The following is a 25,298-nucleotide window of genomic DNA, read 5'->3' as shown; positions in this document are numbered from 1 at the left end:
ACGCCCCCTCTTTACCCTTTACTCTTGAGAAAAAGGAGTCCTATCAAGTGTCCGATCCTTTACAATTTCAGCCCCTCCTCTTTGGCGGGGACATCAACGTGTACTCCGTGGCCAGGGCCTTTCATGAGGCCTATGGGGTAAGGAGCGTGGCCTATGGCAAATATCCCTCCTTCCCCTGCCACGGCTCCGCCATCCTCGACTACCGGGTGTGCCCCGACAACGAGAGCGAGGCGGCCTTCCGCCGGAACACAGAGGCGGTAGCCAGGGAGTTTCCGGACAAAAAAGTCCTCCTGCTGGGCTGCGGGGACAGCTATGTCCAGCTGGCCGCCCACTGTAAGGACAGCCTGCCGGCCAACGTCATCGCCCCCTACATTGACGGAGACCTGCTGGACACCCTCATCAACAAGGAAAAGTTTTACGCCCTGTGCGACCAGCATGGCATCGATCACCCGGCCACCTTTATCTACGACAAGTCCATGGGCCACGACTTTCAGCTCCCCTGGGGTCCGCCCTACATTGCCAAGCCCGCTGACAGCGTGGCCTACTGGGCCTGTGGGGACCACTCCCTGGCCAAGGTCTACATCTGTCAGAGCTGGGAGGAGCTGCTGGCCGCTCTGGACCATGTATACGCCGCCGGCTACCAGGACCACATGGTCCTTCAGGAGTTCATCCCCGGAGATGACAGCTATATGCGGGTGCTGACCAGCTACTCCGACCGGAACGGCCGGGTGACCACCATGTGCCTGGGCCATGTGCTGCTGGAGGAACACTCCCCCCACGGCATCGGAAACCACGCCGTCATCCTGACTGAGTGCGACGAGGCCCTAGAGCTGAAAATCAAAACTCTCCTGGAGGCCCTTCACTTCACCGGCTTCTCCAACTTTGACATCAAGTACGACAGCCGGGACGGGAAGTACAAGGCCTTTGAGATCAACTGCCGCCAGGGGCGGAGCAACTACTACGTCACCGGGGCGGGCCACAACATCGCCAAGATGGTCGTCCAGGACCGTGTGGAGGGGAAGGACCTGCCCTTTGAGATGACCCGCAACCGCTCCCTGTGGCGCATGGTTCCCCGGAAGGTGGCCTTCAAATTCACCCCAAAGCAGTACCACCAGGAGATGCGGGCCCTCATTAAAGCCGGGGCGGACAGCCACTCCCTGGTTTACGACAAGGATGGCTCTCTCAAGCGGCGGCTCCGGGTGATGAAAAACCACCTGGGGAATATCAAGCGGTTCGACCAGTATAACAAGATACCCGCGGAGGATTGACCGGCACAGGACCTGCGGCTCCTCTTTTTTGCTGTTCTTCTTCCCACCATGGTGATTTTATGGAATATCGTTTAGGCGTTCTGGGGGGAATGGGCCCCCAGGCAACCAATACCTTTTATCAATTTGTCATCGACCGGACGGAGGCCTCCTGTGACCAGGAGCACGTCAACGCCCTGATCCTCTCGGACAGCCAGATGCCCGACCGCACCGAGGCTATTTTAGGCAGCGAGGGGGAACGGGAGGCTGTTTTTCAACGGCTGTTGGCCGACGCGCGCCTGCTGGAGGGAGCGGGCTGTACCGTCATCGCCGTCCCCTGCAACACCTCGCACTTCTTTTTGGACAGGGTGCAGGAGCAGGTAGGGGTGCCCATCCTCCACATGATACGGGAAACCGCCCGTCTGCTGGCCTCCCAGGGGTTGAAGCGCCCTGGCATTCTCGCTACGGATGGTACAATTCAGTCCGGATTATACCAAAAGGAATTTGAGGCTGTGGGGATTCAGGCGACAGTACCCACGCCGCCGGCCCAGAAGTTGGTCATGTCCCTGATCTACGACGATGTGAAGTCCGGTCGGGACGGGGACCCCCAGAAGTTCGCCGCCATCCACCGGGACCTGGAGGAACAGGGCTGCGACTGCGGCGTGCTGGCCTGCACCGAGCTGTCCGTCTTTGCCGACAGGCACCACCTGCCTCCCTTCTACACAGACGCCATGGCCGTCCTGGCCGAGCGGTCGGTCCAGGCCTGCCGCAAGCCCCTGCGGCACATCTTCATCAAATAGCGTGAAGCATAGAGATTTTGTGTCCGGCCCTGCCGGACGCCTTAAAATCGGTTTGCCTGGGACAAACACAATATCTTCCCTCTCAACCCTGAAATCGAGGTGTTCATCATGGCGCACATTCTGAAGGACTACATCGCCCTGCTGGATCGCTCCGGCCTCTTAGCCGCCCCCATTCCCAGGGAAATAGACCAGACCGCCCCGGTGGCTCTGGTGTCTTACGACTCCCGAGAGGTGGTCCCCGGTACCCTGTTTCTTTGCAAGGGAGCCCACTTTAAGCCGGAATTTCTGGAAATGGCCCAGGAGAGAGGGGCGCTGGCCTATGTGAGCCAGGTCCCCTATCCCCAGTCTGACCTGCCCTGCCTTCAAGTCCATGATATGCGCTCGGCCATCGCTCCCCTGGCCGACCTGTTCTACGGCCACCCCTCCGGAAAGCTGAAGGTCATCGGCCTGACGGGCACCAAGGGGAAGTCCTCTACCGCCTACTATTTGAAATATATCCTGGATGAGTATATGGCCGAGCGGGAGAAGCCGGAGAGCGGCATCATCTCCTCCATTGACACCTATGACGGGGTGGAGCGGTTCGAGTCCCACCTCACCACACCCGAACCGCTGGAGCTCCAACGCCACTTTGCCCACGGGGTGGAAGCGGGGATGGAGTATCTCACCATGGAGGTATCCAGCCAGGCCCTGAAATACCACCGGACTCTGTGTACCGAGTTCGCCGCCGCCTGCTTTCTCAACATCGGCCTTGACCACATCTCACCCATTGAGCACCCGGACTTTGAGGACTACTTCTCCTCCAAGCTGAAAATTTTTTCCCAAGGGGCTGTCAACTGCGTCAACCTGGACTGCGACTACGCCGACCGGGTGCTAGAGGCGGCCCGGGCGGCAGGCAGGCCCTTGTTCACCTTTTCTCAGAAGGATCAGGAGGCGGATGTCTACGCCTCCCAGGTCCGCAAGCGGGGGAACGACATTCTGTTCCGGGTCCGCACCAGGCGCTATCTGCGGGAATTTCGGCTGACCATGCCCGGCCTGTTCAACGTGGAGAACGCGCTGGCCGCCATCGCCGTGTGCGAGGCGCTGAACATCCCGGAGCGGTGTGTCTATGTGGGGCTGATGAAGGCCCGGGTCCCCGGCCGGATGGAGATTTACTCTAATGCTGATGAAACGGTCACCGCCATCGTAGACTATGCCCACAACCGAATGAGCTTCGAAACGCTGTTCCGCTCTGTCCAGGCGGAATATCCCGGCCGGCGGATCGTCACTGTCTTTGGCTGTCCGGGGAAAAAGGCCCTGGACCGGCGGAAGGACCTGGGGGAGATTTCGGGCAAATACTCCGATCTGGTGGTCCTCACCGAGGAGGACAGCGGAGAGGAGGACACCCTGGACATCTGCCGGGAGATCGCCTCCTATGTGGCCGGACAGAACTGCGAGTGGTCCATTGAGCCCAACCGGGGGGAGGCTATCCGCCAGGCTGTCCTGGGCTGTCATGTCCCCTCCGTCCTGCTCATCACTGGAAAGGGGGCGGAGACCCGCCAGAAGCGGGGGAATGAGTATGTGGACACCCCCTCTGACGTGGATTATGTCCAGGCTTTCCTGCGGGAGTACGATGTCCAGCATGGTCTGGACGGCATGGAAAAGGTACGCAATCTGCTGTCCATCCTGCCCATTCTGAATCGGCATGAGGGGAAGACCGTAGTGGTCAAGTACGGTGGCTCCGCCATTGGGGCGGAGGCCGCCCTGGACACCACCCTCCAAGATGTGGCCGCCCTTCGGATGGTGGGTATGCGGGTGGTGCTGGTCCACGGGGGCGGAAAGCACATTACTGCCCTGCTGGACAAGCTGCAGGTGCCCACCCGCTTTGAGAACGGCTACCGGGTCACTGACGAGGCCGCCCTGGAGGCGGCGGAGATGGCCCTGTCTGCCCAGGTGAACAAGGCCATCGTCCGGGACCTGGCCCGGTTAGAGGTCTCCGGTGTGGGCATTTCGGGCAAGGACGGCGGGCTCATCACCGCCGTGGTCAAGGACCCGGCTCTGGGGCGGGTGGGAAGCATCACCCGTGTAGACCCCAGAGTGCTGACCACCCTGCTGGATGGGGATTTTGTGCCCGTGGTCTCTCCCATCGCCCTGGGAGAAGACGGCGACGGCCTGAACTGCAACGCTGACGACGCCGCCCGGGCGGTGGCCGAGGCTCTGGGGGCGGAGAGCCTGGTTTTTCTCACCGACGTGGGGGGCATCCTGATCGACAGCCACAACAGCAAGACCGCCGTGGACCACATGGACGTCAAGCGGGCGGAGGAGCTCATCGACACGGGCCTCATCGCCGGGGGCATGGTGCCCAAGGTGCGGGGCTGCGTCCACGCCATTCGGGCCGGAGTGGGCCAGGTGTCCATTTTGGACGGCCGGGTGGAACACTCCCTGCTGCTCCATATGCTGGGCCAGCGGGCCTCTGGAACGACGATTACAGGATAAACAAAAAGGATGGCCTACTCGGCCATCCTTTTTTCATATTTTTTCAACAGGTCCTCCACAGCCTCGTCAATCAGGCGGGATTTGGGGACCCTTGTCTTTTTAGACAGCTTGTCAAAGGGCTCTACCAGCTCATTGGCAAGGGATGTGATGAGTTTTTTTCGATTGACCAATACTGCTTCTCCCATAATCGCATCACCTATGTACTATATAGTTACTATCTACTGTCATTAGGGTAACAGTAATTTTTTTCACCGTCAAGTAGTGTCCATATATTGACTTCATGGTAACTATATGGTATCGTTTGCTTGAGGTGATACTATGGAACAATCATGCAAAACTGTATCTGTCCGAATGTCCCAGGAGCTCTACACCGCCTTGAAGGATCTGGCGGACCGGGACTGCCGCTCTGTCCCCAGCTACATCCGAAAGCTCCTGCGGGAACACATCCGCCGGCTTCCACCAGAGGAGTGAAGGCGCAGGGCGCGGGGGAGAGGACTGCCCCATATTGCCGGCGGGGCCGCCCATGACAGCCATGGGCGGCCCCGCGCTCTTTAATTGAACTTATAAATCTTCCGGGCCAGCCGGTAGAGCCCCACCGACAGCCGCCGCCCCTGGTAGCCGGGGAAGGCGGTAAAGGCGGAGACCGCCCGGTACTTCATCTTGTGGTACACCGCGCTGTCCACCGTCCGCAGGTACTCCCACAGCTGGGTCCGCTTACCCAGTGCTTCGGGGGAATTGTCGATAATCAGGAAAATGGAGGAAATAGCCATCATCATGGCCAGGTAGTTGAACATATAGCGGCCCAGCTTCTTGTGCTGGGCGCTGACCTGGCGCAGATCGTGGGAGCCAATCATGTGATAGGTGACCCGCAGCTGCTGGTCCACCCGTGTGACCATCACCTTCTCGTTGACCGACTGGTCCGCCCGACCGATAAAGTAGCGGTACAGGTCCACATCCATGTAGTACATATTCTTCACCGCCGGCAGGGGCTGATAGACAAAGATATTGTCCACATAGAAGGTGTGTTTGGGCAGCTCCAGCCCGCAGTCCCGCAGCAGCTGGGTGCGGTAGATGACGCTGTGCATCAGCAGATACTGGGAGGGACGGAACCGCCCGATCTGCTCCCAGCCAAAGACCCGGCCCACGGGAAATACGTTCCGGTAGTTCACTACCTTTTGGGTGTTGTCCTCCACATGCTCATAGACATAGTTGGCGATCATCATATCGATGGGCTTTTCGTCCCGCTGGAACTGCCGCAGCTTGTCCAGCACCTTTTTCAGCGCGTCCACGTCCACCCAGTCGTCCGAGTCCACTACTTTATAGTAGACGCCCTGGGCGTTTCGGATGCCCTGGTTGACTCCCTCTCCATGGCCGCCGTTCTCCTGGTGGATGGCCCGGACAATACCGGGATACCGCTCCTGGTAACGGTCACAGATGGCCGGGGTCTCATCCTTGGTGGAGCCGTCGTCCACCAGGATGATCTCAATATCGTCCCCTCCCTGGAGCAGTGTGTCCACACAGTGCTCCATATAGGCCGCCGAGTTATAGCAGGGGACCGCGAAAGTAATGAGCTTTTCCATGTCTTTCTCTCCCATTGTACGTGGATTTCCTCAGCAGGAACCAAGTTCCCGCCGCGCTTTTAGCCTCTCAGTCGCCCCGCCGGGCTCCGAATTGGCTAGAGTTTTTCTGCCAGCTCCAGTGCTTTCCCGGCAATCGCGTCCATGTTATAGTATTTGTATTCGGCCAGACGGCCCAGCAGATGGAGGTTGGAGAACCGGTCCGCCTCCGCCCTGTATTTCGCGTATAGGGCGTTGTTCTCCGGGTTGATGATCGCATAATAGGGGATCTCGCCCCTCTCCCCGGTATACGCCTTGGAATATTCCTTTACAATCGTAGTCACGCCGGGCGCCGCCTGGCCGGTCAGGTGTTTGAACTCAGTGATGCGGGTAAAGTCCTCGTCCACTGTGTAATTGACTGTGCCGTACCCCTGGAAGTCGTCCTGCTCCAGCGTTTCGAAGGCAAAATCCAGCGTGCGGTAGGGGAGGGGGCCGAACCGGAAGCCAAACAGCTCGTCCGCCTGGCCGGTGTAGATAACCTGGCCGTCAAAGGGGGCGCCGTCTACCTTCAGTGTGTTACCGGACAGGTCCAACCGACCCAAGGCGTCCGTCCCCAGCTCCACGGTGATGCTGGGATGGTCCAGCATCCTTTCAAACATGGGGGTATAGCCCTCCAAAGGCATCCCCTGGTATGTATCCTGAAAATAGCGGTCGTCCCTGGACAGGAACACGGGCACCCGGGCGGTGGTATTTGGGTCAATGTCCTCCGGCCTCTGGCCCCACTGCTTCATGGTGTAGTGGACAAAGACGTGCTCGTACACATAATCCGCCAGGGCGGCGATTGACGGGTCCTGATTTTGCCGCAGTTCCAGAATGGTGACCTTTTTCTCCGCTCCATAGGCGGCGGTCAGCTTATCCCCCAGCCGTCTCCCCTCCTCCGGACCGAAGGCCGTTTCCAGGGAGGTCAGGTTGAAGGGCACCGGATAGGTTATCCGTCCGCCCCGGCCGTCCGGGATATTGGCCACCACCCGGTGCTGGTAGTCCCGCCACCGGGTGAACCGGGAAAGCCAGTCAAAGACCTGTTTGTCATTGGTGTGGAAGATATGGGGGCCGTATTGGTGGATCAGCACCCCCGCCTGGTCCGGACGGTCATAGGCATTGCCGCCAATGTGGTCCCTCCGCTCCAGCACCAGGACCCGTTTCCCCTGATCCGCCAAAGCGCGGGCGGCCACGGCGCCGGCATAGCCCGCTCCCACGGCCAGAACGTCAAATTTCTCCTCCAAGCTCGATCCCACCTCATTTTCCGGCCTGCTGGCCGTTATAGATGTTCCTTTGTATCATATCACACTTTCCCGGAAAAGGAAATTAAAATTCCTTGAAGATTGGATAAAATAAGCGTAATATGCTGTTCCATCCCCCTTGACATTCCCCGAAAAAGCAGATAAGATATCAACTGCATATAGAAACACGCGATGAAAAGGACGAGTATCCACCCCTGAATGGTACAGAGAGCCGCCGGTCCGGTGCGAGGCGGACAGGAGGGGGAGGGGAAAATCACCTTGGAGCAGAGGGCCGAACCGGGAAGCGCTGTGAGATCAGGCTTCCCTGACAGTAAGCGCCTCCGGACGCCCCCGTTACCAGGCAGGCTTGAGTGGCCGTGGTCTTTTCCCACGGCAAGAAGAGTGGTACCGCAGAGGATGTTTCGCCTTTGTCTCTTTCGGGGGACAGAGGCGTTTTCTTTTTTGAAAGGAGCGGCTTCTATGAACTGCCCCCAATGTGGACGCCCTATGGAGGAGGGGACGATGCACACCTAAAAATACCCCTTCTGGACTCAACAGGAATTACGGTTTTTCCGCGGTCCGACGGACGTGGTGGAGCTGGGGCCCCACGGTGACGATACCACCAGTATGTTTACCCGGGACCCGTTTCCCCAATTTCCCCATACGATGCTCTGCCGGCACTGCGGCTTAGTCACATTCCCATGTAATCTGATAGAAAAGTCTAAAAAAGACCTGAAATAGGAGGAAGCAAACCAATGGACTACAACAAGACCATCAACCTGCCCAAGACCGATTTCCCCATGCGGGCCGGACTGCCCGCCCGGGAGCCCGGTATGCTGGAGGGCTGGGAGAAGCTGGACCTGTATCACGAGCTGCTGAAGAAGAACGAGGGCAAGCCCCTGTTCTCCCTTCATGACGGCCCTCCCTTCTCCAACGGCAATCTGCACATGGGCCACGCTCTGAACAAGTCCATCAAGGACTTCATGGTCCGGGCCGCGGCCATGCGGGGCCGCTACACCCCCTATATCCCCGGCTGGGACAACCACGGTATGCCCATCGAGTCCGCTATCATCAAGGAGCAGAAACTCAACCGCAAGCAGATGAGCGTCCCCGAATTCCGCACCGCCTGTCACGACTACGCCCAGAAGTATGTGAATATCCAGCGGGAGGGCTTTAAGCGGCTGGGCGTGGTGGGGGACTGGGAGAACCCCTACCTTACAATGGACCCCGGCTTCGAGGCAGAGGAGGTCAAGGTTTTTGGCGAGATGTACAAGAAAGGCTACATCTATAAGGGCCTGAAGCCTGTGTACTGGTGCCCCAAGGATGAGACCGCCCTGGCCGAAGCGGAGATCGAGTATCAGGACGACCCCTGTACCACCGTATATGTCAAATTCCAGGTCAGGGACGATTTGGGCAAGCTCAGTCAGTACGGCGATCTGTCCAAAATGTACTTTGTGATCTGGACCACCACCATCTGGACCCTGCCCGGCAACCTGGCCATCGCTGTTCACCCCCGGGAGAGCTATGTGCTGGTAAAGGCGGACAACGGCGAAATGTATATTATGGCCGAGGCCCTGTGCGCCAAGGTGATGAAGATCGGCGGCTTTGAGAATTATGAGATCGTCAAGCAGTTCAAGGGCGCTGACTTTGAGTATATGCTGGCCCAGCATCCCTTCCTGGACAAGACCAGCCAGCTCTGCACCGCCGAGTATGTCACTATGGACTCAGGCACCGGCTGTGTTCACACCGCCCCCGGCTTTGGCGCAGACGACTACGAGACCTGCAAACGCTACAAAATCGAGATGGTGGTGCCCGTGGACGACCGGGGCCGCCACACCGATTACGCTGGAAAATACGCCGGCATGAAGACCGAGGAGTCCAATCCCGTCATTCTGGCCGATATGAAGGAGAGCGGCGCCCTCTTCGCCAGCGAGGACATCGTCCACTCCTACCCCCACTGCTGGCGCTGCAAGAATCCCATCATTTTCCGGGCTACCCCCCAGTGGTTCTGCTCTGTAGACGCCTTCAAGGAGCAGGCCGTGGCCGCCTGCGACAACGTGCGGTGGATCCCTGGCTGGGGCATTGACCGGATGAAGTCCATGATTCGGGAGCGGGCCGACTGGTGCATCAGCCGCCAGCGCCGCTGGGGTCTGCCCATCCCCGTGTTCTACTGTCAGGACTGCGGCAAGCCCATCTGCAACGACGACACCATCTCCGCCGTGTCCAAGCTCTTTGGTGAGAAGGGCTCTAACGCCTGGTACGAGATGGAGGCCGCTGACATTCTGCCTGCCGGCTTCTCCTGTCCCCACTGTGGGAGCAAAGCAGGCTTTACCAAGGAGGAGGACACTCTGGACGGGTGGTTCGACTCCGGCTCCACCCACTACGCCTCCATGAAGAAGGACCAGGGCTTCTGGCCCGCCACCGTCTATATGGAGGGCCTGGACCAGTACCGGGGATGGTTCCAGTCCAGCCTGCTCACCGCCGTGGGCGCTCTGGGCCAGGGCGCTCCCTTTAAGGAGTGCGTCACCCACGGCTGGACCGTGGATGGCGAGGGTAAGGCCATGCACAAATCTTTGGGCAACGGCGTGGACCCCGCCGACATCTTTAAGAAGTACGGCGCCGACCTGATCCGCCTGTGGGCCGGCTCCGCCGACTACCATGTGGACGTGCGCTGCTCGGACAATATCTTCAAGCAGCTCAGTCAGAATTATCTGAAGTTCCGCAACACCGCCCGCTACTGCCTGGGCAACCTGGATGGGTTTGACCCCAACTGCCTGGTCCAGCCTGGGGAGATGCTGGAGCTGGACCGCTGGGCCGTTACCAAGCTGAACCAGCTCATTGAAAAGTGCTTCGCCGCCTATGATGAGTACGAGTTCCATGTGGTGTCCCACGCCATCAATGACTTCTGCGTGGTGGAGCTGTCCTCCTTCTATCTGGACATCATCAAGGACCGGCTGTACTGCGAGGGCAAGGACAGCCTGGAGCGCCGCTCCGCCCAGACCGCCCTGTTCCTTATCCTGGACACCATGACCAAGCTGTTTGCCCCCATCCTGGCCTTCACCTGCGACGAGATCTGGCTGGCCATGCCCCACCGGGCGGAGGACGACGGCCGGAACGTGCTTCTCAACGAGATGAACAAGCCCTTTGCCGACTATGCCCTCACCCAGGAGCAGATGGCCCAGTGGGATAAAATCATTGCCGTCCGGGACGCGGTCAACGTCGCTCTGGAGGCAGCCCGGAACGGGAAGAAGATCGGTAAGAGCCTAGAGGCCGACGTGGCCCTCACCGTCCCGTCCGAGGACGCCTTCCTGGCCGAGATGGACAGCGCCCTCCTGGCCGACCTGTTCATCGTTTCCCAGGTGGAGATCACGGTGGGCGGCGAGCTGGCTGTCTCTGTGTCCGAGGCCGCCGGTCAGAAGTGTGAGCGCTGCTGGAAGCACCATCCCCTGGTGGGTGCCGATATGGCTCATCCCACACTCTGCCCCAGATGCGCAGGCGTCATCGCAAAGTCTACCTCTTTTGAGGCGCTTTAACAGCCACCCCCTCTCGATTCGTTCTCCTGCGCCGCACCTTCAAATAATGATCGCTTCACGCAGGAAGCGCAATGGAACTGGAAAGAAAAAAGTTGCCTGGACGGATGTCCAGGCAACTTTTTTCTTTTGTCCATGAGTCTATTCCGCCCAAGTCGTACTCTCCCCTCAGGAGACCCCAATCATCCACCGCTACGCCATAACACCGGCCGTATCATCGGACTGCCCTAGTCCTTCCCTTCACTCCACAGGCGCCTCCTTATTTTATTTTAATGCCTCCGGACAAACTCTTTGCCCTCCTTAATCCCTCTGACACTATACTTGTGCCAAACAGAGGGAGGTACCTCATATGGATCACGGCATCTTGACCCTGCTGCCCATCGTAACAGTGGTGGCTATCGCATTAAAAACCCGACGAACTCTGGAGCCCCTAATCGCGGGTACCCTGGTTGCCTATCTGATCATTGATGGACCCAAATTTATCTTCGGCTGGATGGACGCCTTTTTCCGGGTGGCCACCAGCTATGACCACCAGTGGGTATTTATGGTTTGTCTACTGTTTGGCAGCCTCATTGCCCTCCTGGGGGCCTCCCACGGCACCATGGGCTTTTCCAAAATACTGGACAAGCTGTGCCGAGGGCCAAAAAGCACACTGATTATCACCTGGATTATGGGCATCCTGATTTTTGTAGACGACTATCTCAACATCATGACTCTATCCATCTGCATGAAAAAAGAAACGGACAAACACCATATCCCCAGGGAGGCCCTCTCCTATGTTATCGATTCCACCGGCGCCCCGGTCTGCGCTCTGCTCCCCTTCTCCACTTGGGCTGTGTTCTTTTCCGGTCTTTTCTTTGCTGAGGCCGGCGTCCCAGAACTGGGCTACGGGAGCGGCATTTCTACCTTTTACCGGGTCATTCCCTTTGTGTTTTATGCTATCGCCGCTGTGGTCATCGTGCCCCTGTTCGCCCTGTCCGTCATCCCACCTATGGGCAAGATGCGGGCGGCCTACCAGCGGGCGGCGAAGACCGGAGCGGTCTACTCCCCAGAGAGCGAACTGATGAACTTGGAGGGCGAGGATGATGCCCCTGATATACAGGGCAATGTATGGAACTTCGTCATTCCCATCGGCGTACTCATCGTCCTGGCTATCGTGGGGGGTGAGCTGTTTCTGGCCGTCATAGCCGCCATCGCTATCTGCCTGCTCCTGTATGTCCCCCAGCGGATCATGTCCCTGTCCAAGGCTTGCGACTTGGCCATGCACGGCTTCTGCAATATGATCCCCACCGTGGCCATCATTTACTTTGCCTTTGTCATGCAGGAGGCCATGAACGAAATCGGCATTGCTCCCTACATTATTAATTTGGTTCAGCCCTTTATGAGCGCAGAATTTTTTCCTTGCATTACCTTCCTGGTGGTAGCCGCCCTCAACTTTTCCACTGGCAGTGTGTGGGGCATCCCCGCTATCGTGGTCCCCGTTATCCTGCCCTTAGCCGTTTCTCTGGACGCCAATCTGCTGGTTGTTATGGGAGCCGTGGTATCTGGAGCAGTATTAGGCAGCCACGCCTGCTTTTACTCCGACGCCACCGTTCTCACCTCCAGTTGCTGTAAAATGGAAAATATGGACCACGCCCTTTCCCAGTTTCCCTATGCCATGCTGGCCGCCGCCATCGCTGCGGCAGGCTATCTGCTGTGCGGATTCTTACTGTGACAGGAGGTCTTACCCTATGAAACTACTCACTGGTGATATTACCAAAATAGAGACAGATGCCATCGTCAATGCCGCCTCCCCCGATCTGCGTCGGTCTCCCGGCATCTGCGATGCCATCTTTGCCGCCGCTGATACCAGGGCCCTTACTGCCGCCTGCAAAAAACTGCGCCGCTGTCCTGTGGGTACGGCAGTAGTCACCCCGTCCTTCGGCCTTCCCTGTAAGTATATCATCCATGTGGCCCTGGGTGAGTGGATGGGGGACCTGCGAACTGGAAAGCGGCTGATGGAGGCTTGCTACCGCCACGCCATGCAGCAAGCCCTGATGTGCCGGTGCAGAACTCTGGCCTTCCCCCTGGTCTTTTCCGGAGCCTTTCATCTACCCAGAATGGAGGCCCTCACAGTAGCAGAAAAAGCGATCCTGAAATTTGAAGCCAAACATCCAGAGTTAGATGTGTCCCTGGTCCTCTACACCCCCCAGATACTGGCCCAAGCTCAGGCTGTGCTGCGCCAGCTCTGTCCAGAGAACTAAAGACAGCGGAAGGGCCAATAAATTGGTCCTTCCGCTGTTTTTAGGCTATTTTTCGCTTTCTCTGTTCTTCAGATACTCCTCCATCACCCGAAGGATCAGAGCGGTGACGCTGCGCCGTTCCCGCTTGGCCTGGGCCGTTAACTCCCCCTTGAGCTTTTTGGACAGCCGTAGGCTGATCTGAGCGTCTGACTTGGCCACAGGATCACCTCCTTTTTTCTATCATACCGAAATGGAGGCTCCGTCGGTCGCATGACTTTGTATTATTTCGCATTATTTTTACGCTTCAACTCTTCGCCTCTGGCGGGCAGCAGGACCACTACATCTTGCGGATCTGGGAAAAGATAAAAAATTTCCTTGGAATACGGGACTTTTTTCTTTACATAGGGGGAAAATTGTGATATATTAACCCAGCATGAGAATGCGTCGGTATGCCCACTGGCTTGGTTCCGGGATATGGCCTGCGCAGGTGCGCGGGGTTCTGCCCGCCCGCTACCCAGCCCTTAGGGTAAAACAACAAGCGGCTTTACCGTTAGACGGGAAAGTAGTATGCCGCAATTAAGAAAGGTGGAAATTTCATGATTCGCAAGGACGAAAAGACGGCCGTTATTGAGGCCAACCGCACCCATCCCACTGACACCGGCTCCCCCGAGGTCCAGATCGCCATTCTAACCGCCCGCATCAACGAGTTGACCGAGCACCTGAAGGTCCACAAGCAGGATAACCACTCCCGCCGCGGTCTGCTGAAAATGGTCGGTAAGCGCCGCAAGATGCTGGACTACCTGATGGCCAAGGACATCGAGCGGTACCGCGCTATTATCGCCAAGCTGGGCATTAGAAAATAAGTTTATGCCGCATAGGGCAGCGCGTTCCGCGTGCTGCCCTATGTTCGCATATAAAACCAAACGAAAACTCCGAATTTCCCGCACTTTTTTAGCAGTTGAATATGAGCCGAAGCGCCGAATTTCCCAGCAGGGGTGCTTAGACCGGGGCGAAGGCGAGAACCCAGGAAAGGAACTTTCTGGCTCGATCCTATCCGTTTCGGCCTGTATTCAAGTGCTAAAGAGTTGTTGGACGTTCGGAAAAATTTGAAACAAAGGAGAATCCGAGATGTCAACTATCATCAAGCACAAACAGTTCCCCAAGTACAGGACCTGGACCATGGACTTGTGCGGCCGGCCTCTGACCATTGAAGTGGGTAAGACCACCGAGCTGGCCTCCGCCGCCGCCTGGGTCAAGTACGGTGACACCACGGTCCATGTGGCGGTCACGGTGTCCCCCCGTCCCCGGGACGGCATCGACTTCTTCCCCCTGTCCGTGGAGTTTGAGGAAAAGCTATACGCCGTGGGCCGCATCCCCGGCAGCTTTATGCGCCGGGAGGGCCGCCCCTCTCTGCCCGCCGTGCTGGCCAGCCGCCTGATCGACCGGCCTATGCGTCCCCTGTTCCCCTATGACTTCCGCAACGACGTGTGCATTCAGTGCACTGTCATGAGTGTGGACTACGACTGCTCCCCCGAGGTGGCCGCCATGATCGGCGCCTCCGCCTGCGTCAGCTATTCTGAGATCCCCTTCGCCGGCCCCATCGGCTGTCTGGAGGTGGGCTACTGTGACGGCCAGATTGTCCTGAACCCCAATCAGGAGCAGCGCAAGACCAGCCGCATGGACGTCACTGTGGCCGCCACACGGGAAAAGGTGGTCATGATCGAGGCCGGCGCCGACGAGATCCCCGACGAGATCATGTACGCCGGCATCGTGAAGGCCCACGAGGAGATCCGCAAGCAGATCGACTTTATTGACCAGATCGTCTCCGAGATCGGCAAGCCCAAGATGGAGTATGACCACGCCCAGTTCAACCAGGAGCTGTTCGACAAGATCGTGGACGAGTTCATGGACGAGGCCAAGGAGGCCATGGACACCGACGACAAGAATGTCCGGGAGACCCGCTGGAACGCCATGATCGACAAGTGGCACGAGAAGTATCTGGAGGAGTATCCGGATATGGACCAGTATCTGGAAGAGTTCACCTATAAGTTCCAGAAGAAGATCGTCAAGGCCTGGCTGCTGGAGGGCCACCGTGTGGACGGCCGCGCCAAAAACGAAATCCGTCCCCTGGCCGCCGAGGTGGGCGTCCTGCCCCGGGTCCACGGCTCCGGCCTGTTTACCCGGGGCCAGACCCAGGTGCTGTCCGTGTGTACCCTGAACACCCTGGCCGCCAGCCAGAAGCTGGACACCATCTGGGAAGAGGAAGAGAAGCGGTATATGCACCACTACAACTTCCCCCCCTACTCCGTGGGCGAGGCCCGTGCCCCCCGCTCCACCAACCGCCGGGAGTACGGCCACGGCGCCTTGGCCGAGCGGGCCCTGGTGCCTGTGCTCCCCTCTGTGGAGGAGTTCCCCTACGCCATCCGTGTAGTGTCCGAGGTGCTGTCCTCCAACGGCTCCACCTCCCAGGGCTCCATCTGCGGCTCCACTCTGGCTCTGATGGACGCCGGCGTACCCATCAAGGCCCCTGTGGCCGGCATCTCCTGCGGTCTGATCCAGGACGACAACGACGGCTTTACTACCTTCATCGACATCCAGGGCGTAGAGGACTTCCACGGCGAGATGGACTTTAAGGTGGCCGGTACAAAGGCCGGCATCACCGCCATCCAGATGGACCTGAAGAACGACGGTCTGACCCATGAGATCATTAAGGAGGCACTGGACATCACCCGTGACGCCCGGTTCGCCATCCTGGACGAGATCATGCTGCCCTGCATCTCCGCCCCCCGGGCCGAGGTGAGCAAGTACGCCCCCAAGATGATCACCGTCAAGATCGATCCCGACAAGATCCGTGAGGTCATCGGCAAGGGCGGCTCCGTCATCCAGAAGATCACCGCCGAGTCTGGCGCCCAAATCGACATTGAGGATGACGGCACCATCCACATCGCCTCCCCCAACGCCGAGGCCTGCGACGCCGCCAAGAAGATGATCGAGACCATCGTCTTTGTCCCCCAGGTGGGTGAGTTGTACTACGGCAAGGTGGTCCGCATCCTCCAGTTCGGCGCCTTTGTGGAGCTGGCTCCTGGCAAGGACGGCATGGTCCACATCTCCAAGCTGGCCGAGCACCGGGTGGACAAGGTGGAAGACGTGGTCAACATCGGCGATATGATCTGGGTCAAGGTCACTGAAATTGACGACAAGGGCCGGGTCAACCTGTCCTATAAGGACGCCCTGCGTGAGATCCGTGCCAGAAAAGAATCCGGCGAGCCCATCAAATAAATCTGTTCTTACCATTTAAACGAGGTGGACAGCTTTGCTGTCCACCTCGTTGCTTTTCCCTAAAAGCACAGAGGGAGTTTTCTTTTACTTTTCCAAAATATGTGCTATAATATCAACAATTCCCACACGGAGTGTCATTTGGGGACCAAAATCACGGCCGTTCTCTCCCACCCGGCCTTTTCTCCCCATAGTAAGAGGTGCCTCCCAATGAAAACGCTGCTTACCATCATGCGACTGCCCGACGGCTCCCAGGAGCACTGCGGCCGGGCTCACACCATCTGGCTGGCCCTGGCCCTGACGGGAATGGGGTGCTGCGTCGGCGGCCTTTCCCTGTTTTTTTCCGCTACCGCCTATGTCAGTCTGAACTCCTGGCATCTGCTGGGCGCCTATCTTTCCAGCCCCTTGCTCATGTTCTTGAATCTTCTGCCTCCTGTCCTGCTGATCTGGCTGTTCTACTTCTTGTTCCGCCGGAGCTGGGCCGCCTTTATCTGTACTTTTCTGCCCGTTTTGGCCATCGCTCTGGCCAACTACTTCAAGATCCGGCTCCGGTCAGACCCCCTGCTGGCCTCTGACTTGCTGTTGGCGGCAGAGGCCGGGGGTATCGTGGGCAACTACACACTGGACCTGACCTGGCTGGTGTGGTTTGCCCTGTTCTGCTTTGTGGCCGGGCTGATCTTTACCATCTTCCTTATGCCCCATGGCATTCGGGGCTGGCGGGAGCGGACCTTCGGCGCCTTGTCCTGTCTGGCCTTGATTGGCGTCGCCTTTGTGTCCCTCTACCTCAACCCCACTGTCTATGACCAGACTCCCACCCAGGCCATCCGCTACGCCTGGTCCGATGTGGAGGTCTATCTGTCCAAGGGTGGACTGTACCCCTTTCTCCACTCCTTCCGGGATATGCTTCCCACCCCACCGGAAAACTACGACAAAGAGGAGGCCGACAGCCTGCTTCAGCAGTACGAGGACCAGAGCATCCCGGAGGGTCAGAAGGTATCGGTCATGGGAATCATGCTGGAGGCCTTCTGTGACCTCACCGACTTCGACGCCCTGGCCGGGCAGGAGGGGGTGGCCCAGGTCTACGCCCCCTGGCACCAGCTGGAGGCCCAGTCCATCTTCGGCGACCTGCTGACCAACATCTTTGCCGGGGGCACGGTGGACAGCGAGTGGGCCTTCCTCACCGGCTACTCCACCCATGATGAGTTTTGGAAGGACACCGACTCCTATGTGTGGTATTTGAAGGACCAGGGCTATCAGACCTTTGGCAGCCACCCCGGCTTCGGCTGGTTTTACAACCGCCAGAACGTGAACCAGTACCTGGGCTTTGAGGAATACTGGTTCACAGAAAACCACTATGGGGAGCTGGTGGACCCGGTATTCGCCCAGTGGCACTCCGACCCCCTGTTGGTCCAGGAGCTGCTGGCCCAGATGAAGGAGCGCGTCCAGAGCGGCCCCTGCTTCTCCTTCTCTGTATCCTACCAGAACCACGGCCCATACAGCACCGAGCTGCCCTCCGGGCCCCGGCACCTCACCCCAGAGGGCTCCGGTCTAAGTCAGGAGAGCTGTAATATTTGGAACAATTATCTCAACGGCGTGGCCGAGACCCTTCAGGCCCTCACCACTCTGGTCCAGGGGCTGGAGGAGATGGAGGAGCCGGTGGTGCTGGTCCTGTTCGGCGACCACAAGCCCTGGGGCGGCAACGGCAACTCCGCCTATATTGAGATGGGGGCCACCTTTGATTTGTCCACCCTGGACGGCTTCTATGACTACTACGCCACCCCCTATGTGATTTGGGCCAACTCCGCCGCCAAGGAGACCCTGGGCCGGGACTTTGTGGGGGACGGGGGAGACTTCTCCCCCTGCTTCCTGATGACAGAGCTCTTTGACCAGTGCGGCTGGACTGGCCCCGGCTTTATGGAGCTATCCAGGCAGGTCCGGGCCGTCACCCCCCTGGTCCACACCCAGGGGCTCTATCTGGTGGACGGCCAGCTCACTGATACACTAGCGCCTGAGGATCAGGCTTTGCTGGACCAGTTCCTGTCCGCCGAATATTTCAGAGAGAACCAGCTCCTCCCCGTTGAATAGACAAGGCCCCCGCCTGATATCAGGCGGGGGCCTTTTTGATTACCGAACAAGGAGTTTCTTCATGGCCTCCTCCAGGCCGTCCACTGTCAAGGGGAACATGGGGAACTCCTGGGAAATGGCATCATAAGTCTGGCACCAGTACTGGCCCCACCCCGGCCGCTCACTGGGATTAAGCCATACCGTATGGCCAAAGCGTCCCTTCAGCAGCCGCAGCCAGTCCATGCCACACTTGGGCCCGTCCTCCCGACTGCCGCCGTAGTAGCCGCCCAGCAGCTCATGGGGCGCCATCTGGGCATCCCCCACCAGGATCAGCTTATAGTCGCTGGGGATATTGGACAGCACCCAATCTGTCTGCACTGAGTTTCGGCTCATGAGCATGGGGTCCTGATACAGTCGAGAATAGACGCAGTTGTGAAAATAGTACACCTTCAGATCCTTGAAATGGCCCGACTTGGACACCGCCTGAAACAGAGCTGAACAGAGCTGACTGTAATAGTCCATAGACCCCCCGGAGTCCATCAAAAGAAGCACCTTCACCGTGTTTTCCCTGGGCCGCTTGTATCGCACCTTCAGCACGCCGCCATTGTCGGCGGTGTCTTTGATGGTGTTGTCCACGTCGAACTCCGTGGGGGGGAGGTCCACCAGTCCGGAGAATTGCCGCAGCTTCCGTAGGGCCACCTGGAACTGCCGGGTATCCAGGGTGTTATCCCGGCGGAAATCCCGAAACTTCCGCTCCCCGGCCACCCGGAAGGCCCGTCGGTACATGCTCTGGCCCCCTACTCGAATGCCCTTGGGGGACAGTCCAGAGTTTCCAAAGGTGGACATCCCGTGGGTTCCTACCCAGTAACGCCCCCCGTTGTGCTCCTCGGTCTGCTCCTCCATACGCTCCTTCAGCATCCGCTCGATCTCCTCCTCGGAGAAGCCCAGGTTTTTCAGCGCCTGTTCCTCATCCCAGCTGGCGTAGTCGGACAACACCTCGGGCCTGTTCAGCCAATCCAGCAGCTCCTGAGACACCTCCTGCTGGAAGGGCACGTCCTTAAAATACTCCAGAAAGCAGCGGTCGAAGGTGTCAAAGTCCGCCTCGCTTTTCACCAGAAGACAGCGGCACAGGTGGTAAAAGCCCGTGAAACTGGAGCTGTGGAGCCCCTTGTCCATGGCTTCCACCAGGGCCATCCACTCAGTGAGGGACACCTTTAGGCCGTTCTTCCGCAGGAGATACAGAAAATCCTCAAACATGGCTCACCGCCACTGCCGCCGAAGCGTATCGATGTCCTCGTTTTTCTTCAGCAGCACCCCCAGATAGGGGACCTCCTTGACGATTTTATCCACATTGACGCCGCCGTGCTGAAGGGCCTGAATCCAGTCGATAATCTCACTGGTGGAGGGCTTCTTCTTAATGGTGGGCAGGGAGCGGATCTTGTAAAATGCCTCCAACACCTGGGTAAGCAGCTTGTTGTCGATGTCCGGGAAGTGGACCCGGACGATATCTGCCATCAGCTCCTTGTCGGGGAACTCGATATAGTGGAACACACACCGGCGCAGAAAGGCGTCGGGCAGCTCCTTCTCCGCGTTGGAGGTGATAATAACCACCGGCCGGTGATTGGCCTTGACCGTTCGCCCTGTCTCCGGGATATAAAACTCCATCCGGTCCAGCTCCCACAGCAGGTCATTGGGGAACTCCAGGTCCGCCTTGTCGATCTCGTCGATGAGGAGGATGACCTGTTCCTCGTCAGTAAACGCCTCGCCCAGCTTGCCCAGCTTGACATACTTCTCGATATCGTCCACGCCCTGTCCACCAAACTGGCTGTCGTAGAGCCGCTGGACTACGTCGTAGACATACAGGCCGTCCTGGGCCTTGGTGGTGGACTTGATGTTCCAGATGATGAGCTTTTTCCCCAGCGCCTGGGAGATGGCCTCGGCCAACATAGTTTTTCCGGTACCTGGCTCCCCCTTAATGAGCAGGGGCTTCTGGAGCACCATGGCGATATTGGCCGCCCGGAGCAGCTCCTCCGAGGCCACATAATTCTGACTTCCTCTAAATTCCTTCATTCCAAATATCCTTCCCGGCCCGGGGATTCGGGCCTGTGTAGTCTATGCTCCGAATTTTATAGTCTTTTGCAGAGAAAAGCAACCCCTTTCCCTGAAATTACCTAGAATCACCTGACCTCCCCAAAACTGCACCTATTTCTTGCCAAAAAAATGGTCAGAAATTAAAATAAATTCCCCCTGTGGAGAAATTTTTATTCTGCTGCTCTGACCTTGCAAATGGTGCCGCGTTCCCTCTCTAGGGCTGTAAGGGCAATCCGGGACAGATATCCTCTTAGGAATACCGGCTGCCTCTGTAAGTTGTCGATCTCCCTAACCAGTAGAGGATGACCCCACTCCATTTTGACAAGTTTTATTATTTTTTTGATAAGTATACTTGACACAAAAATTTCTATGTGATATGCTTTCTCCATAAGCCGGGGCCTCAAATCAGAAAACGTCCCACAGGGGAGATGGAGGAACTGTTATGGACAAAGAGAAAATTTTAGAAAAAAGCAGGAAGGAAAATATGCGCCAAGATGAGATGGAACGCACCGTCCAAGTGGAAGGGGAGTCCTTCTCTCTGATTTTCGTCTTTCTGGTTGGGCTGGTCATTCTCATCTATAATCGGCTCCACGACCTGCCTAGCAGCCAGGTGTTAGCCATGTTTTGGGCCAGTTGTGTGGGCAGCCGAGTGTACCGGCTGACCAAGCGAAAAAACATTTCTGATATCATCACTGGGCTTATTTCTCTTGCATTTCTGGTATTCTGTCTGGTAAGATATTTTACACAGGGGCGGTGATAAAATGGATGACCAGCTGATCTTAAAGAACCGGCTGAAGATAGCCCGTGCGGAAAAAAATCTGTCCCAGGGAGAACTGGCCAAGCTGGTGGGTGTATCCCGCCAGACCATTAGCTCTATCGAAACGGGGCAGTTCAACCCTACGGCCAAGCTGGCTCTGGTCCTGAGCATCGCCTTAGACAAAAAATTTGAGGACCTTTTTTATTTTGACTGACGGCTTTGAGGAGGGTGCGACTTCTATGGAATATTTTGCTGTAGCCCTGTTTTCCATCGGGGTCATTGGTATCCCCATCGCGGTCCTGTTGTACAATGACTATGGAAAAAAGCGGGGGTGCGGCCGGGGATGCGCCACCTGTGGAAATCGTTTTCTTTGCCATCCGGACCAGTATTCTGACAAACCGGAGCAAATCGACAAAAAAGAGACGTCTGGATAAACAGACGTCTCTTTTTATTGGTGCTTCCATCACTTGTCTGATCGTTTTTTACCAAGGAGCCTTCCTTACCTGTACTTTTGACTTTCCGCTACCGCCATTTCATCACAGCGGTTGTTATATTGATTTTCCGCATGTCCCTTGACCCAATGGAGGTGGACGGTGTGGTAGTCGCACAGATCCAGCAGGCGGCCCCAGAGGTCTGGATTCAAGGCGGGCTTTTTGTCACTCTTTATCCAGCCCCGGGCCCGCCAGCCTTTAGCCCAGCCTTTGTCCAGGCCATCGATAACGTATTTAGAGTCAGACCACAGCTCCACAACACAGGGTTCCTTGAGAGCCTCCAAGGCAGTGATAACCCCAGTGAGCTCCATACGGTTATTGGTGGTATGGGCCTCGCCCCCGGACATCTCCTTTTTGTGGGGGCCGTACATCAGGATTGCCCCCCAGCCCCCCGGTCCTGGATTGCCGGAGCAGGCTCCGTCCGTGTAGATGGTAACAGTTTTCATAGTTCTCCTATCGCTGCCTTCCCCTGTGGGAAGGCTTTTATAGCTCCTCCACGATCTCCCGGCGCTTCTGGTCGTACTCCTGCTGGGTGATGAGCCCGGCCTCCCGCAAGGTCTTGAGCTGCTCCAGCCGCTCCCTAGCGTTCAGGGCGGTGGACTGGATATGGTCGTGGGACTCGTCAGAGGGAACGGGTTCTCCTTCTTTGTCCTCTTCAATGCGGATCTCGGGGCCCACATACTTTTTTCCAAACGCGTGAAGGGCGTTTATCACAGTGATTCCCAAAGCGCCCAGCGTCCATATTATTCCAAACGGTCCAAAGGTGGGGATTACCACAAACAGCCCGATCAGGACGAAGATGCCTCCCCATATCGTTCCAAAGGCTCCCTGTGCCTTGCCCGGGCGGTAAGTTACCCGTTTTCTCATGTTTCCTTAGCCTCCTGTCCCGCGGATCCTTTCCAGACGATAAAGGCTGTTATAGCCCACTGGAAAGTTCATCCTCTCCTGTCGGTTTGCGGCCTCCTTACGACTGGAGCTTTTACTCCTGATTGACGGGGGACTGCTCATTCTCGTCCGCCTGCTCCTCCCGCTCGGTGAGGGCCAGGGAGATGACCTGATCCCCCTCCTCCTTGAAGCGCATGACGATGACGCCCTGGGTAGCCCGGCCGGCGGTGCGGATGGCATCCACATGAGTACGGATCAGGATGCCGCTCTGGGTGACCAGCAGCAGGTCCTCTGAGCCGTCCACTACCTTGACGCCCACCACAGGCCCGGTCTTTTCGGTAACCATATAATTTTTGATGCCGATGCCGCCTCGGTTCGTGATCCGGTACTCCTCCACCGGGGTCCGCTTGCCATAGCCCTTTTCTGTAATGGATAGAAGGCACTTGCCCTCGGCAGCACGGGCGGCCCCTACCACATAGTCCCCATCCCGAAGGCGGATACCCCGGACGCCCACAGCGTCCCTGCCCATAGCCCGAACGTCGTTCTCGTCAAAGCACACAGCCATACCGTCATGGGTGGCGATGAGGATATTCTGCTTCCCGTCGGTCTCTCGGACGGAGATCAACTCATCCCCCTCGTCCAGCCGGAGGGCCCGGATGCCACTGGCCCGAATATTTTTCAGCGCGGAGGCAGCCAGACGCTTTACTGTGCCGTTCCGGGTGACCATAAACAGGTATACCTCGTCCTCGGTGAAGTCCCGGAAGTGGACCATGGTCTGAATCCGCTCTCCCTGCTCCACCTGGAGGATATTGACGATATTGGTCCCCTTGGCGGTCTTGCCGCTCTCTGGAATCTGGTAACCCTTCTTTCGGTAGACCTTGCCCGTGTCGGTAAAGAACAGGATATAGTCATGGGTGGAGGCGGTAAACACATCCACCACATAGTCCTCCTCCCGTGTGGTGATCCCCTTCTTTCCCATTCCGCCCTTGGACTGGGCGGCGTACTCGCTGACCGGGGTGCGCTTGATATAGCCCGCCTGGGTCAGGGTAAAGACACACTGCTCCTCCTCGATCAGGTCCTCAATGTCGATCTCGTCCTCTACATCCTGGATCTCAGTGTACCGCTCGTCTCCGTACTTGTCCCGGATGGCGGTCAGCTCGTCCTTGAGCACGCCCCGGAGCATCTCCTCGCTGGCCAGCAGGCGGTTGAAGTAGTCGATGCGCTTCTCAAGCTCCTCATATTCGTTTTGAAGCTTCTCCCGGTCCAAACCCTGCAGGGCCTTCAGCCGCATATCCAAAATGGCCTGGGCCTGAACATCGTCCAGGGAGAATCGGGTCATCAAGGCTTCTTTGGCGTCGTCATAGCGGGAGCGGATGATCTGGATGACCTCGTCAATGTTATCCTGGGCCACCAGCAGGCCCTCCAGCAGATGGGCCCGCTCCTGGGCTTTTTTCAGGTCGAAGCGGGTGCGGCGGATAATGACCTGCTCCTGATAGGAGATGTACTCGTCCAAAATATGGCGCAGAGAGAGAATGCGGGGCTGGAGCTTGCCGTTGACCTCCACCAGGGCCAGCATATTGATAGCAAAGGTAGTCTGGAGTTGGGTCTGGGCAAACAGGCGGTTGAGCACCACCTGGGGGTTGGCATCCCGCTTTAGTTCAATGACAATACGCATCCCGTTCCGGTCGGATTCGTCCCGGATGTCGGAGATGCCTTCCAGCCGCTTGTCCTCCACCTGATCGGCCATGTTCTTGATCAGCATCCGCTTGTTGACCTGATAGGGGATCTCGGTGATGATGATGCGGGTGCGGTCCTTGCCAAACTCCTCAAACTCATGGCGGGCCCGGACCACCACCCGGCCCCGGCCGGTGGCATAGGCCGCCCGAATGCCGGACCGACCCATGATGATGCCGTGGGTGGGGAAGTCGGGGCCCTTGATGTGCTCCATCAAATCGGAGAGGGTACACTCCGGGTCGTCCAGCACCCGAATGGTGGCGTCGATGACCTCCTTCAGGTTGTGGGGAGGGATGTTGGTGGCCATGCCCACGGCAATGCCGGAGGAACCGTTGACCAGCAGGTTGGGGAAGCGGGAGGGGAGCACCTTGGGCTCCTTCCGGCTCTCGTCAAAGTTGGGGTCCCAGTCCACCGTGTCCTTTTCAATATCCCTCAGCATTTCGTCGGACAGCTTGGACATCCGGGCCTCGGTGTAACGGTAGGCAGCCGGGGGATCACCGTCGATGGAGCCGAAGTTACCGTGGCCGTCCACCAGCATATAGCGCATGGAGAAGTCCTGAGCCAGACGGACCAGGGCGTCGTACACGGACTGGTCACCGTGGGGGTGGTACCGGCCCAGCACATCGCCCACGCAGGTGGCGGACTTCTTAAAGGGTTTATCCGCCGTCAAGTTATCCTCATACATGGCGTAGAGGATGCGGCGGTGGACGGGCTTCAGGCCGTCACGGACATCGGGCAGGGCCCGTCCCACGATGACGGACATGGCGTATTCGATATAGGACTGTTCCATCTCCGGTACCAGGGGGGAGGTAACAATATGCTGGTCCGGGTAACGAATCTCCTCGGGATCGTATTGTGGTTTTTTGCTCATGAATTTATTTCCTCCTTGTTAGAGG

General features: G+C 57.9%; 23 protein-coding genes and 1 other annotated feature. Of the genes, 13 read left to right on the top strand and 10 right to left on the bottom strand.

Annotation, left to right across the window (positions count from 1 at the left end; genetic code table 11):
- Window positions 1-47 precede the first annotated feature (47 nt).
- The 3 genes from WKS99_RS10305 to argB all read left to right on the top strand — a co-directional run bounded on the left by WKS99_RS10305 (window position 48) and on the right by argB (window position 4,516).
- The gene (locus WKS99_RS10305; RefSeq protein ID WP_262669544.1) at window positions 48-1,268 is read left to right on the top strand and encodes a carboxylate--amine ligase; all 1,221 of its coding nucleotides are present in this window, start codon (window positions 48-50) and stop codon (window positions 1,266-1,268) included.
- A 59-nt stretch (window positions 1,269-1,327) separates the two neighbouring features.
- Complete coding sequence (locus tag WKS99_RS10300) at window positions 1,328-2,044, top strand: aspartate/glutamate racemase family protein (protein ID WP_147572493.1); 717 nt, start codon at window positions 1,328-1,330, stop codon at window positions 2,042-2,044.
- A gap of 108 nt (window positions 2,045-2,152) precedes the next feature.
- Complete coding sequence (argB, locus tag WKS99_RS10295) at window positions 2,153-4,516, top strand: acetylglutamate kinase (protein WP_340405902.1); 2,364 nt, start codon at window positions 2,153-2,155, stop codon at window positions 4,514-4,516.
- Window positions 4,517-4,530: 14 nt separating this feature from the next.
- On the opposite strand, the gene WKS99_RS10290 is transcribed toward argB, so the two are convergent.
- A complete protein-coding gene (locus WKS99_RS10290) occupies window positions 4,531-4,701 on the bottom strand; it encodes a ribbon-helix-helix domain-containing protein (protein ID WP_186852942.1) in 171 nt (56 codons plus the stop codon).
- Window positions 4,702-4,834: 133 nt separating this feature from the next.
- On the opposite strand from WKS99_RS10290, the gene WKS99_RS10285 reads away from it, so the two are divergent.
- Window positions 4,835-4,987, top strand: coding sequence for a hypothetical protein (locus WKS99_RS10285; protein ID WP_340405901.1), 153 nt, complete (start codon window positions 4,835-4,837; stop codon window positions 4,985-4,987).
- 80 nt (window positions 4,988-5,067) lie between these two features.
- Here the strand turns inward: WKS99_RS10285 and WKS99_RS10280 are convergent, their stop codons facing one another.
- Both WKS99_RS10280 and glf read right to left on the bottom strand, forming a co-directional pair.
- Window positions 5,068-6,096 (bottom strand): glycosyltransferase family 2 protein, encoded by a 1,029-nt coding sequence (locus tag WKS99_RS10280; RefSeq protein WP_186852944.1) that lies wholly within the window; start codon window positions 6,094-6,096, stop codon window positions 5,068-5,070.
- Between the two features lie 95 nt (window positions 6,097-6,191).
- Window positions 6,192-7,355, bottom strand: a complete 1,164-nt coding sequence (gene glf, locus WKS99_RS10275) for a UDP-galactopyranose mutase (RefSeq protein ID WP_186852945.1) — start codon at window positions 7,353-7,355, stop codon at window positions 6,192-6,194.
- A gap of 180 nt (window positions 7,356-7,535) precedes the next feature.
- Window positions 7,536-7,791 (top strand) — a binding site (T-box leader).
- Between the two features lie 316 nt (window positions 7,792-8,107).
- Between glf and ileS the strand changes: the two genes are divergently transcribed.
- From ileS to WKS99_RS10260, 3 genes are all read left to right on the top strand, one after another.
- Window positions 8,108-10,885, top strand: coding sequence for an isoleucine--tRNA ligase (gene ileS / locus WKS99_RS10270; protein WP_340405900.1), 2,778 nt, complete (start codon window positions 8,108-8,110; stop codon window positions 10,883-10,885).
- A gap of 346 nt (window positions 10,886-11,231) precedes the next feature.
- Complete coding sequence (locus WKS99_RS10265) at window positions 11,232-12,596, top strand: Na+/H+ antiporter NhaC family protein (RefSeq protein WP_147572500.1); 1,365 nt, start codon at window positions 11,232-11,234, stop codon at window positions 12,594-12,596.
- Window positions 12,597-12,612: 16 nt separating this feature from the next.
- Window positions 12,613-13,125 carry a macro domain-containing protein gene (locus WKS99_RS10260; RefSeq protein ID WP_147572501.1) on the top strand — a complete coding sequence of 171 codons (513 nt, stop codon included), beginning with the start codon at window positions 12,613-12,615 and terminating at the stop codon, window positions 13,123-13,125.
- Window positions 13,126-13,170: 45 nt separating this feature from the next.
- On the opposite strand, the gene WKS99_RS10255 is transcribed toward WKS99_RS10260, so the two are convergent.
- On the bottom strand, window positions 13,171-13,323 hold the full coding sequence (locus WKS99_RS10255) for a ribbon-helix-helix protein, CopG family (RefSeq protein ID WP_147572502.1): 153 nt from the start codon (window positions 13,321-13,323) through the stop codon (window positions 13,171-13,173).
- A gap of 377 nt (window positions 13,324-13,700) precedes the next feature.
- Between WKS99_RS10255 and rpsO the strand changes: the two genes are divergently transcribed.
- The 3 genes from rpsO to WKS99_RS10240 all read left to right on the top strand — a co-directional run bounded on the left by rpsO (window position 13,701) and on the right by WKS99_RS10240 (window position 18,465).
- Window positions 13,701-13,967 (top strand): 30S ribosomal protein S15, encoded by a 267-nt coding sequence (rpsO, locus tag WKS99_RS10250; protein WP_008982127.1) that lies wholly within the window; start codon window positions 13,701-13,703, stop codon window positions 13,965-13,967.
- A 265-nt stretch (window positions 13,968-14,232) separates the two neighbouring features.
- Window positions 14,233-16,383, top strand: coding sequence for a polyribonucleotide nucleotidyltransferase (locus WKS99_RS10245; RefSeq protein WP_340405899.1), 2,151 nt, complete (start codon window positions 14,233-14,235; stop codon window positions 16,381-16,383).
- Window positions 16,384-16,590: 207 nt separating this feature from the next.
- Entirely contained in the window at window positions 16,591-18,465 is a 1,875-nt protein-coding gene (locus tag WKS99_RS10240; RefSeq protein WP_340405898.1) for an LTA synthase family protein, read from the top strand.
- A 39-nt stretch (window positions 18,466-18,504) separates the two neighbouring features.
- Here the strand turns inward: WKS99_RS10240 and WKS99_RS10235 are convergent, their stop codons facing one another.
- The 3 genes from WKS99_RS10235 to WKS99_RS10225 all read right to left on the bottom strand — a co-directional run bounded on the left by WKS99_RS10235 (window position 18,505) and on the right by WKS99_RS10225 (window position 20,924).
- Complete coding sequence (locus tag WKS99_RS10235) at window positions 18,505-19,701, bottom strand: vWA domain-containing protein (protein ID WP_186852950.1); 1,197 nt, start codon at window positions 19,699-19,701, stop codon at window positions 18,505-18,507.
- A 3-nt stretch (window positions 19,702-19,704) separates the two neighbouring features.
- Window positions 19,705-20,514: an AAA family ATPase gene (locus WKS99_RS10230; protein WP_147572506.1), complete on the bottom strand. Its 810-nt coding sequence runs from the start codon at window positions 20,512-20,514 to the stop codon at window positions 19,705-19,707.
- Between the two features lie 191 nt (window positions 20,515-20,705).
- The gene (locus WKS99_RS10225; RefSeq protein WP_340405897.1) at window positions 20,706-20,924 is read right to left on the bottom strand and encodes a hypothetical protein; all 219 of its coding nucleotides are present in this window, start codon (window positions 20,922-20,924) and stop codon (window positions 20,706-20,708) included.
- 53 nt (window positions 20,925-20,977) lie between these two features.
- Between WKS99_RS10225 and WKS99_RS10220 the strand changes: the two genes are divergently transcribed.
- From WKS99_RS10220 to WKS99_RS10210, 3 genes are read left to right on the top strand one after another with little or no spacing between them, the layout of a single operon-like run.
- Window positions 20,978-21,292 (top strand): DUF6442 family protein, encoded by a 315-nt coding sequence (locus WKS99_RS10220; protein ID WP_186852952.1) that lies wholly within the window; start codon window positions 20,978-20,980, stop codon window positions 21,290-21,292.
- A 4-nt stretch (window positions 21,293-21,296) separates the two neighbouring features.
- The gene (locus tag WKS99_RS10215) at window positions 21,297-21,506 is read left to right on the top strand and encodes a helix-turn-helix transcriptional regulator (protein ID WP_147572509.1); all 210 of its coding nucleotides are present in this window, start codon (window positions 21,297-21,299) and stop codon (window positions 21,504-21,506) included.
- A 25-nt stretch (window positions 21,507-21,531) separates the two neighbouring features.
- Complete coding sequence (locus tag WKS99_RS10210) at window positions 21,532-21,726, top strand: hypothetical protein (protein ID WP_147572510.1); 195 nt, start codon at window positions 21,532-21,534, stop codon at window positions 21,724-21,726.
- A gap of 65 nt (window positions 21,727-21,791) precedes the next feature.
- Here the strand turns inward: WKS99_RS10210 and rnhA are convergent, their stop codons facing one another.
- From rnhA to gyrA, 3 genes are all read right to left on the bottom strand, one after another.
- Window positions 21,792-22,229, bottom strand: a complete 438-nt coding sequence (rnhA, locus tag WKS99_RS10205) for a ribonuclease HI (RefSeq protein ID WP_147572511.1) — start codon at window positions 22,227-22,229, stop codon at window positions 21,792-21,794.
- Between the two features lie 37 nt (window positions 22,230-22,266).
- Window positions 22,267-22,650, bottom strand: a complete 384-nt coding sequence (locus WKS99_RS10200) for an SHOCT domain-containing protein (RefSeq protein ID WP_147572512.1) — start codon at window positions 22,648-22,650, stop codon at window positions 22,267-22,269.
- 112 nt (window positions 22,651-22,762) lie between these two features.
- Window positions 22,763-25,273, bottom strand: a complete 2,511-nt coding sequence (gene gyrA / locus WKS99_RS10195; RefSeq protein WP_262669552.1) for a DNA gyrase subunit A — start codon at window positions 25,271-25,273, stop codon at window positions 22,763-22,765.
- Window positions 25,274-25,298: the final 25 nt, after the last annotated feature.

Origin of the sequence: Flintibacter sp. HCN-6482 (assembly GCF_037892565.1) — a bacterium.
Lineage (GTDB): Bacteria > Bacillota > Clostridia > Oscillospirales > Oscillospiraceae > Lawsonibacter > Lawsonibacter aceti.
Note: the sequence above shows the minus strand (reverse complement) of the source record. Positions and strands in the feature narration are given on the sequence as shown.